Source organism: Paenibacillus sp., from assembly GCF_035645235.1.
GTDB lineage: Bacteria > Bacillota > Bacilli > Paenibacillales > YIM-B00363 > Paenibacillus_AE.
The window spans coordinates 1-10,825 of the sequence record NZ_DASQMZ010000114.1; the positions used below are offsets into that span (position 1 = coordinate 1).

Sequence of the window (10,825 nt, forward strand, 5' to 3'; positions counted from 1 at the left end):
CGCTGCGCCGGCTCGGCGCGACGCTCGTCGAGATCGAGGACTTAACGAAGCTGGAGCGGCAGAAGTGGGATCTCACCGTGCTGATCTACGAATTTAAGCCGTCGTTCAACCATTACTTAAGCAAGCTGGGCCCGCACGTCCCCGTCCATTCGCTGAAGGACGTCATCGAGTTCAACCGGTTGTACAACCCAGGCGTGGCGTTGTACGGCCAGCAATATTTGCAGGAGGCGGATTTGACGAGCGGCACGTTGACCGAGCCGGAGTACATCCGCGCGAAGCGCAAGGATTTGACGGTGTCGCGAGTCGAAGGCATCGATGCGTACGTTCGCGAATACCGGCTCGACGCCATTCTGTCGCCGGGGCACACCGGCGTCGCCGCTCCCGCCAAAGCGGGCTACCCGTCGATTACGGTGCCGGCCGGCTACCGGGCGTCGGGGCAGCCGTTCGGCCTTACGTTTACCGGTCCGGCGTTCGCCGAGCCGACGCTGCTCCGGCTCGCCTTCGCCTACGAGCAAGCGACGAAGCACCGCAAGCCCCCTCCGCTGCCGCCGGCTCACCTCAAGGAGTATATCCAGTAATAGAACTCGTTCCATGTCCGCGTCTCGCCGTCCTGCACATACTCGAGCCGAATGACGAGCTCCCGCTTTCCGGCCGTGTAAGCGGCCGGAATGTCGAACTCGTCCTCCAACCACCGCTTATACGGGTTGCGATCCGCGAAATACCAGCTGCGTTCCTTCACCGGCGCGCCGTCCACGTAGACGTTCGCCCGCTGCCGTCCCGTCATCTGATCGGACCGCCTGCGCAGCCGTACGCCCCGATTGTTCGGATCGACGTCGACCGTAAATTCGCTCCAGCCTTCCACCTCGTTGCCCGTATCCCGTACGAGAACGCGGTCCTCCCGGCCTTCGTAGTAGCTTTCTAACGTGTAATAGCCTCGGCCGCCGGTCGTCCGGTAGCTGTGGGTGCCCTCGGACGCCTTGTCGCCGATGTCGAGCTCGTCGGTCAGCGCCATGCCCGGCGTGTCGACGCCGTAGTAAAACAGGACGCCTGAGTGCCGAATGTACTGATTGTTGAATTCCCCGGCTTCGATCCCGAATACGAGCTCGGTCTGGAACGGGTACCAATCCCCGCTCAACAGCCGGACCATCGACCAAGGGTTATCCGGCAACCCGTCGTACGCGCTTGAAGGATTCATTTCCGGCGGCGTCGGAAAGCCCCAGCCGTAATTGACCCAGCTTTCCGAGCCGTCGCTCTCCACCTGCGGCGTCCCGATGCCGTCGATATAGACGCGTACGTCGCCTTCGCAGCTGATGAGGCCCGGCTTCCTCGTCATCCCGGTGACATGGCCGGCGACCAGATGGCCGCGGCCGGAAATGCGGGCGATAATGGTGTCCGCGCCGGGCGTCGCTCTCGTCGAGGGATAGTAGGCGGAGGAACGGAAATAACCGGTGCGGCCCTCGACATACAGCGCGTTCGTATCCGTCGTCCAGCTCGTCGTCCAAGCGTCGAACGCCGCCGCGCGTTCGCCTCGGTTCGTCAGCTCGATGCGCGCGCCGTTCCAGAACGGCATCGGGAAATAGTTGTAGCAGGTTCCGTCCGGCTTGCGCCCGTGCGACAGCACGCCGACCGGATTGTAATCGAGCTCGTTCGCGAAGAAGACGCCGAGCGGGCATTCGACGTCCGGTCGATCGTGCCCGTCCCACGTCGCCTTGATCCAAATCTGCTGCAGGTCGGTGCCGGCGGCCGGCGACGCGACGATGGACGCCACGCTGCCTTGGCCGTCCGCCTCCAGCACGAGCCGCGTCTCGCCGGGCGCGAGCTTCACATCCGCAAGCGCCGCCGTCTCCGCCTTCGTCTGCGGCTTCGGGTCTTCGCCGACGCGGCTCCACATGTCGATCAAGCGGTCGTACCCTTCCGCGCCGGTGAATGATTCGATGCCATCGGCGGTGTCGTACGCGTGGTATACGACATGGCCCCAGCCGCCGTCCCCTTTGTGCGGGGCTTTCAGCTGCAAGTCCGTCGTAATTTTGCAGGACGAACGGTACGGCATCGGCACGAAGCTTCGGATGACGCGGATCGGCCCGCGGCCGTTGTCGTCGGGCCCAATATACGCGTCCGCCAGCGGACGGACGAACGGCGCCTTCGTCCCGAATTCGGAGGCCCGAATTTCGAACCGCGGCGTCGCCTCGCCGTCGAAGTAAAAGCGGAACGTCGGCTCCGGGCTGTCCGGATACCGGTGCTGCACAAAATTATAGATGCACCCCGGACCGTCGACGTCGAAGATGACCCACTCGGAGCGATCCCGATACAACCACCAGTCCCAGTCCGCGTTAAATCCCTGCTTGTCGATGCTTCCTTCGTACTGCACCCGAACGCCGTCTTTCAAAATCGGCAATAAATCGAAACGTTCCATATTCGCAAGCCCCTTGGGCTGCATCATCGGCTGTAAAGGCGACACCGGCGCTCCTCCATTCATACTATATTTTCTTGTGTTATTGTTTACTATTATATATGAGAGTTTGAAGGGGATGTCAACCAATTTTCAGGATATTCAACAACACTCGACAACAGAAAACGAGCCGGCCGCCCTGTCCGGACGTCCGACACTTCTCCCTTCCGTCGACGACACCCTCCTTCGGCTATTCGACGAGCACGACCTCGACGGCGTCGATGAACGCCGTGTTGTCCCCGGTCGTCGCCGTCCCGACGAACTGTACCGTTCGGCTGCCTCCGGCCGGAATGACGAATGACGCCGTCTCATAGGTTTGGAACGCGGTCGTCGCAGGCGCGAACGTCCCGACGACCTCGCCGCCGACGCGCACCTCGAACGTCTGCTGCCCGCCGAAGCCTCGGCGCGCGGCCTGGAAGCGAATCGCATACGTTCCCTTCTTAAAGAAGGCCGTCTGCGCGAACGAGCCGATCGCGCCGTCCTTGTTTTGAATGAGCGCGGTTTGCTCTCCCTCTGGCGCCGGCGCCGCGCCGAACGCGCTGCCGTTGCGCTGGATGCCCGCGTTCGCGTTGAACGTCCACCCGTCCGTCATGTTGCCGCGCACCGAGCTGACGTAAGGCGACTCGAAGCCGGCGTTCGCGAGCGCGGGCGCCGTCTGCGGTCCGGGCTCCCGAATTTCGATCGCGTCGATGAACGCCGTGTTGTCGCCCGCCGTCGTCGTCGCCGCGAACCGGATCGTATGGCGTCCCGGCTTCTCGATCGCGAAGCCGTCGGTCGTGAACGGCTGGTAACTGCCGGAGGTCGGCGTATAGGCGCCGAGAATCGTATCGTCCAAATAGACGTAGAACGATTGCTGACCGCCGAAGCTCGTACGCTTCGCCGCTTGAAACTTGATTGCGTACGAGCCTGCCGGGAAGACGAGCGTCTGCCCAAATTCGCCGGCGATGCCGCCGTTCGTCTGCAGCAGCGCCGCCTGCGTGCCTTCCGGCGCGTCGGCCTGGCCGAAGGCGCTCCCGTTGCGCAGCATGCCCGAGCGCTCGTTGAACGTCCAGCCGTCTCCGCCGGACGGGAGCACGCCATGGCTCGTCGTAATCGTCGGCGACTCGAAGCCGGCGTTCGCCGGTTGCGGCCAGGCCGGAATTTCGATCCGCTCGATCGTCACCGCGTCGACGAGCGCCGTTTTCTCGCCTTCGCCGGCGACGGAGACGAACGTTACGTCCTTCGCGCCTTCTTCGACCGTGAAAAACTCAGTTTCATAAGGGGCATATGTCGTTGCGGCCGGCGAGAACGTCCCCACGGACGCCCCGCCGACGCGCACGTCGATCGTCGGCGACTCGCCCGCGGGCGCCTTCGCCGCCTGGAACGAAATCAAGTAAGTGCCTGCAGGGAACTGAACCGTCTGCGACGCCGTGCCGTCGACGCCGTCGGCGGCGCGGAGCGCCGCAGCTTGGACGCCGAGCGGCGCGTCGGCCGTCCCCCACGCGTTGCCGTTGCGCGCCACGCCGGACGTCGCGTTGAACGCCCAGCCCGCCGTCACGCCGAAGCGCAAGCCGGTATCGTTCGCCGCGGCCGGCGTTTCGAAGCTCGCGTTCGCGACGTGCGGCGCAGCGGCCGGCTTCGGGAGGCCGATCCGCACGTCGTCGATGAACGCGGTATTGTCGCCCTGCGTCGTCGTCGCGACGAACTTGATCGTATGGCGCCCGCCTGTCGTCTCGAACGGCTCCGTACGGAAGACGACGTATTCGCCGGAGGTAGGCGCGTACGAACCGATGACCGTGTCGTCGAAGTACACGTCGAACGTTTGCGTGCCTCCGAAGCTCGTGCGTTTGGCGGCTTTAAACTCCATCTGGTACGTACCTGGCTTGAAATTGATCGACTGACTGATGACGCCGGAGACGCCGCCGTCCGTCTTTAGGTACGCGGTTTGCACCCCGAGCGGCGCCGGCGTCGCTTGGAACGGCCCGTTATTGTGCTGCACGCCCGACCTGGAATTGAAATCCCAGCCGTTCGTCATCGGACCGGGCCGCGCCGTCGACGTCGCCGGCTTCTCGAAGCTTGCGTTGTAGAACGTTACGACGGGCAATTCGTCCGGGATGTCGAAGGAGACGAAGCAGCGCTTCGGCGCGCCCGGGTTCGGGTCCCCGCCGAACGTCTCCGCCGTGCAGGCGGCGCCGTCCGTAAGCACGCCATAGTTGAACAGCCCGTCGCCGCCGAACGCGACGACCGCCTCGCCCTCGAAGTAACACTCCCCGCCCTCGTACGCGCAAAACTCGTACCCGTCCGGCGAGTTGCTCACCTGATTCGTCTGGTACAGCGCGGAGACGGTGCCGGAAGGCTTCAGCCCCTCCTTGAACGCCTTCGCCTTCATGAGCGCCAGCGTGCCGTCCTTCAGGATGACCGGGCGTTCGTACTTCGGGGACGACGTCGTCGGCTCGCTGCCGTCGAGCGTATAACGAATGTCCGCTCCGGGCGTCCCCGTCGTCAGCGCGACCGCCTCGGCGGACGGATACACGCCCGGCGCGAGGCTGAACGTCGGCGTCTCGACCGTGTTCGGGAGCGACTTCGGCAGCACCTTCACGAGAACGATGCCGTACGCGCTCGGGTCGCGCACGCTCGTCGCCTTCACGGCGATCAGCGTCTCGTTCTCGACCTGCGGCGCGTGATAGACGCCGGTATTTTTATTGATCGCGCCGTTGTTCTCGCCGACGATGCTCCATTCCACGCCGCCCGCATTGTCGATCACGTTCGCGTGAAGCTCGAGCTTATCGCCCGACCGCACCGTCGGCGTCAGCGGCGACACCTCGACCTGCGTCTGCGCCGGCTCCGTCGTGTAAATCGCGAATCCGTACCCTGAGGCGACGTTCGGATCCCGGAACGACGTTCCGGCCTCGAAGCTCGCGGAAGCCGGAGGCAGAATCGCGTTGCCCGTGCGGACGACGTCATCCGTATACGCGTGCTTGCGGAACGTCTTGCCGATCTCGACGCCGCCGAAATCGAACGTTACGTCCTTCGGCGCGCCGGCCTTGCTTTCGAGCAAAATCGCGTACTCGCCCGACGGCGTCCGGAACGCGGCCGCGCGCAAATCCGGGGACCCCGTATCGACAGCAAGCACGTCGCTATGCTCCGGAATGTACCGGTTCAGCAAGCCCGCGCTGTAGTACGTCTTGCGCGGCTCCATGCCGAGCACGATCGAATCCCACATCGTGTAGACGCCGTTGGTGCCGCCGAACGGGTCGGGGCTCCATACGCCGTTGAGCTGCCAGACGAGCGCGGACTTGACGCCTCCGTTCGCCACCGCGACGACGGAGTTGGCGAAGCCGGCGTCCCAGTTGCTCGCGTTGTCGTCCGCCCAGCCGAATTCGGTCAGATGGACCGGCTTTGGGGCGACATAGTCGCTGCGCTGCTTGAGCGCGCCCTTCAACCCTTCGTACGCTTCCCCGTACACATGGAAGCTGTAGCCGTCGATATGCTCGTCGGCATGGTCCTTCATGTAGTTCGTCCACCCGGGAGCGCCCGTCTCCTCCGGCCCCCAAATTTCGACGAGCTCGCGCAGTCCGTCCGCGGCGAGCCGTTCGCTCGCCTTGCGCACCATCTCCGCGTAATACGCCTGTTGGTCGCCCGGCGCCTCGAAGTCCCAGTTGCCGTTCGGTTCGTTATAGAACGTTAGGTATTTAATATTGTCGTACCCGCGATTGCGGATCAGCTCGTTCAGCACGGCCGACGTCGACGCCGCGTACGCGTCCAGATCCGCCGGGGCGCTCGTCCACGGATCGACGCCCGGGATATTGAACCATTCATGCGCCTTAGAGCCGATTTTCCAGCCCATGTTGAACTCGATCTCCGTGCCGGCTTCCTTGAATGCGTCTAAATATTTATAGAACGCAAGCATTTCGGGGCTGTCCCACGTGTATACGCCCTTAACCGACTCCATCCAATCGATCTGGAACCATACTCGCGCGACCTTCGGCTTTACCGTCAGGATGCGCTTCTTATCCATCTCCCAATGCGCCTCGGTGTACCCGTACCGCGTCGTGCCCTCCATCAGCGCCGTCGGAATGACGTTGACGCCGATGCCGAGGAAATCCGTCTGGACCACCTCGTTCGGGTCGATCCGCACCGTATAGGCCGCCGCTTCCGCTTCGATCGGCGCAGCGGACGCCGCCCATGCGGAAGCCAGCATCGACGACGCCAGCGCCAAGGCGCCGAGCCGCCGCAGGATCTTCCTTCCGTTCCTATTCATTAATCGGACTCCTTTCTAAAGTAGAATACAAACAACATCGTACACGGCAGAAACCGCTTCCAGTTTGAAGTTTCTTAAGAAACGATTGAATTGTTTACCGATTCGGCGAACGCTCCGGTTGAAAAATATTGCGCTCCGCTTGAACAAGCGCGGCCTGCCTAAAGAAAAACGAGCCGAAGCTTGTCGGCTCCGGCTCGTTGTCCTTTCTTATGCGATTCTCGGTTCCTCCGCGATTACAACCCGTGGGCTGCGCGCAGCTTCTTGACTTCTTCGTTGTAGAATTGCGTGAACTGTTCGGCTCCGCCCTTCTTGAACGCTTCGATCGCTTCCTGCTTGTTCTTCTCGAACTCTTCTTCGGTCTTCGAAAGAATGATCTTCGCCGCTTGACGAGCCGCGAGCTCCTTCAGCGCCGCTTCCGTCTTCTTGAGATCTTCCGTCAGCGTGACGCCCGGAACCGTGTTGCGCTTAAGGATTTCATCGTCGGACATGCCGTTCATCCACGTCGTGAACGTATCCAGCTTGCCTTCTTCGATAAGCTTCTCGAACACTTCGCCCGAGTACGTAGCGCCGTAATGCGCCGCGAAATCTTTCTCGAGCGGCGTCGCCGCCTTCGCGAGCGCTTCGCCGGCATTGAACAGGTTGATCGGTTGGCCGTCGTTCGGGTTGATCAGGTCGCCGCCGAGGCCGATGATGTTGCGGTCGAGCGAAAGACCCGTCTTCTCGAACTCGACGCCGCCGGCGGACTTGAGCGCGAGCGTCTCTTCCGTCAGCGTCGGAACGCCGTTCACCATATTCCAATGCGTGCCTTCTACGCCGTTGTACATCGTTCTTGCGCCTTCGTAGGAGTAGATATAGTTCAGGAACTGCATCGCCTTCTCCGGGTGCTTCGAGCTCTTGGAAATCGCGTACGTCTTATCCTGCCAGCCGAGCGGGTTGACGCCGCCCGTCCAAGCGAGCTTGCCGGCCGGCACGACGATGTAGCCCTTGTCGCCTTCCGGATGCTGCGCGTTGAAGTCGCCCATCGCCCACGTCGCCGGTCCGAGCACGATTTGCCCGGCGGTCGCTTTCGCCATGAAGTCGTTGTTCTTCATCGTCAGAGAGTCCGGATCGAGCAAGCCTCTGCGATGCGCTTTGTTGAAGAAGTCCATTGCCGTCCAGTAGTTGGACGATTCGTCGGTAAGCACGCTGATAAACTCGTGTCCGCCGACCGGAGCGGCCGTCAAATCGCTGGTTACGCCCGTCAGCTTCGTGAAGACGAGCGGGGTAATCGTGTACGGCCACAGGCCCCAATCCTGCCACATCGATACGCCGTATACCGGTTTGCCGTCTTCCGTCTTTGGATGGTTCTTCACGATTTGCTCGACGGCGTCGAGCGCCTGGTCCATCGTGTCCATCGGCGGCGCGCCGATTTCCTTGTACCAGTCCCAACGAATCGTCGCCCCGATCGTGATCGGCGCCACGGCCTGACCCGGCTTCGGCTGCACTTGCGGCGGCAAGAAATACAGCTTGCCGGTATCGTTGCTCCAATTCTTCTTGCTATACTCGACGACCGTGCCGATGTTCGCCGTTATGTCTTTCCCGTGCTCGGCGAGCATATCGTCCATCGGAATAATCAAATTGCCCTCGATCAACTGCTGCTCGTATTTGTTGACGTCCGCGCGGACGATATCCGGCAGGTCGCCGCCGGCGAGCAGGACGTTGAATTTGTTTTCGTCGGCTTCGACATATTCGATCTTTACGCCGAGCTTCTCCGCGAGCTCTTTCGCGATCACGCTGTCCGGGTACGTGTTCCACTTCGTGCCCGGCTCCATGACGAGGACGCGAAGCGTGACGAGTTCCTTCGGCGCCTCGGCCGCCGCTCCCGCATCCGAGCCGCCCTCGTTCGTCGCGGTTTGCCCCGCGTCGGTCGTGCCGTTCGACTCGCCTGCGTTGTTCGCGCCGCCCGAGCAGGCCGACAACAGCAGCGCCAGGATCATCGTCATGATGACCGCAAGCTTCCAGGATCCTTTCATTTTCACTTGAAACCCTCCCAATGTTTGTATTAAGGATTATAATTATCGGCGGCCGGCCGCCGGATAACCCAAGCGGATCAGCCCTTCACCGCGCCGAGCATGATGCCCTTCACGAAGTACCGCTGCAGCAGCGGGTAGACGAGCACGATCGGCAGCGTCACGAGCATCGTGATCGTCATGCGGATCGACTGCGGCGTCAGCGACCGCACGAGATCGCCGCGGTTGAGCTGCTCCGTCGTCATGTTCGACAAGTTGCTGGACTGATTCAAGAAGTTGTATAACACAAGCTGCAGCGTCTGCAGTTTCGGGTTTTCTACCAGGAAGAAATTATCGAACCACGTATTCCACTGCCCGACCGCGGAGAAGACGGCGATCGTGGCGATGATCGGCATCGACAGCGGGAAGATGACGCTCGTGAATATTTTAAAGTAGCCCGCGCCGTCGATTTTCGCCGATTCCTCCAAGGAGGAAGGCAGCGCCTCGATGAACGTCTTAATCAAAATCACGTTGAACGCGGAGAGCGCCGTCGGAATGACGTACAGCAGGAAGTTGTTCTGCAGGCCGTACGCCTTCATCGTCAGGTACCACGGGATGAAGCCGGCGTTGAAGTACATCGTAATCAAGACGAAGCGATAGACGTACTTGCGAAGCGGCATCTCGTCCTTCGTCATCAGGTACGCGAAGAAGGAACAGCAGAACACGGTAATGATCGTGCCGACGACCGTCCGCGACAGCGAGACGAACGCGGAATCCGCGATGCCCGGCAGCTGGATCGTCGTCTGATACGCCTCGAGCGAGAAGCCCGCCGGCCACAGGTAGACGCCCTTCTGCGCCTCGATCGAGTCGCTGATCGAATAGATAAATATATAATAGAAGGGATAGATCGTAACGACGATCAGTAAAATCAGGAAGAAGTAATTCAAGGCGTCGAACGCGACGTCTTTCCAATCGATCGCGCGTCTGCGGCGAACCGCGCCCGCGCTTGCATTCGTATTCATAGCGTTGCTCCTTCCCCGGTTACACGATGCCTTGACCGCGTATCTTTTTCGATAAGAAGTTGACCGTAAACAGCAGAATGATGCTGATCACCGATTTGAAAATGCCGACGGCCGTCGAGTACGAGTAGTCGCCTGTCACGAGACCGAGTCGATATACGTAAAGATCGAGCACCTCGATGCGATCCGCGACCATGACGTTGCTGAAGACGAGATATTGCTCGAAGCCGGCGGACAGCAGGTTGCCGATCGAAAGCAAGAGCAGCACGATGAAGGTCGGCATAATGCTCGGCAGCGTTATGTGCCAGATCGTGCGGAGCCGGCCGGCCCCGTCGACGCGCGCCGCGTCGTATTGCTCGCTGTCGATGCTGACGATCGCGGCCAAATAAATGATCGCGCTCCAGCCGACGCCCTTCCAAAGCAGCAGCAGCGTCTGTACCGTCCACACCCGCTCGTAGTTGCCAAGCACGTTCACGGGGGTGTCGCTGAGGCCCAGCTTGAACAAGATCGAGTTGACGGCGCCTTCCGTGCTGAACATGCTGAACGCGAGCGAGTAGACGATGATCCAACTGATATAATGCGGCAGCGTCGAGGTCGTCTGCACGATGCGCTTAAACCATTCGTTCTTCACCTCGGACACCATAATCGCGAACATCATCGGGATCGGCGCCGTGGCGATGGATAGCAAGCTCAGCGCAAGCGTGTTGATCAACACCTGGCCCATTCGCGGATCGCTCCACATGGCCGTGAAATTTTCGAGGCCAATAAACTCCGTCCGACTGAGCGGAATGCCGGGCCGGTAATCGAAGAAGGCGTAAATCCAGCCGAACAGCGGGACGTAGCTGAAGGCGAACGCGATCGCCACGAACGGCAGCGCCATCAGGAGCAGCTTGATGCCGTCCCTTCGGAACAGCTTCGTCCGCTTGGCCGCGGTTTGTTTTTTCGCGGAGTACGTCATTTCCATGGGGGGTCTCCCTTTCTCTGCAATCTCTGTTCTCTCTCCACTATGCTTTCATGATAACGCTTCGATCGGCGTCGCCGAATGAAGGATCTTTCGACTCTATTGAAAATTTACCGGCAGCGTTTCCGAGAGATTGAACGATTTTACGATGCGGTTGAACGATTCGCC

The 10,825-nt window shown here is 61.2% G+C and carries 5 protein-coding genes and 1 pseudogene; 1 reads left to right on the forward strand and 5 read right to left on the reverse strand.

Annotated features, from left to right (window positions below; all coding sequences use genetic code 11):
- A pseudogene (locus tag VEZ38_RS10555) lies at positions 1 to 578 on the forward strand (amidase); the annotation flags it as partial.
- Here VEZ38_RS10555 and VEZ38_RS10560 read toward each other — a convergent pair.
- From VEZ38_RS10560 to VEZ38_RS10580, 5 genes are all read right to left on the reverse strand, one after another.
- A complete protein-coding gene (locus VEZ38_RS10560; protein WP_324893321.1) occupies positions 554 to 2,458 on the reverse strand; it encodes a DUF2961 domain-containing protein in 1,905 nt (634 codons plus the stop codon). The pseudogene VEZ38_RS10555 and the gene VEZ38_RS10560 sit on opposite strands and share 25 nt — an antisense overlap.
- A gap of 181 nt (positions 2,459 to 2,639) precedes the next feature.
- The gene (locus tag VEZ38_RS10565) at positions 2,640 to 6,689 is read right to left on the reverse strand and encodes a chitobiase/beta-hexosaminidase C-terminal domain-containing protein (protein WP_324893322.1); all 4,050 of its coding nucleotides are present in this window, start codon (positions 6,687 to 6,689) and stop codon (positions 2,640 to 2,642) included.
- A 233-nt stretch (positions 6,690 to 6,922) separates the two neighbouring features.
- Positions 6,923 to 8,701: an extracellular solute-binding protein gene (locus VEZ38_RS10570; protein ID WP_324893325.1), complete on the reverse strand. Its 1,779-nt coding sequence runs from the start codon at positions 8,699 to 8,701 to the stop codon at positions 6,923 to 6,925.
- 77 nt (positions 8,702 to 8,778) lie between these two features.
- Positions 8,779 to 9,699 carry a carbohydrate ABC transporter permease gene (locus VEZ38_RS10575; RefSeq protein ID WP_324893323.1) on the reverse strand — a complete coding sequence of 307 codons (921 nt, stop codon included), beginning with the start codon at positions 9,697 to 9,699 and terminating at the stop codon, positions 8,779 to 8,781.
- 19 nt (positions 9,700 to 9,718) lie between these two features.
- A complete protein-coding gene (locus VEZ38_RS10580; RefSeq protein WP_324893324.1) occupies positions 9,719 to 10,660 on the reverse strand; it encodes an ABC transporter permease in 942 nt (313 codons plus the stop codon).
- Between the last annotated feature and the right edge of the window lie 165 nt (positions 10,661 to 10,825).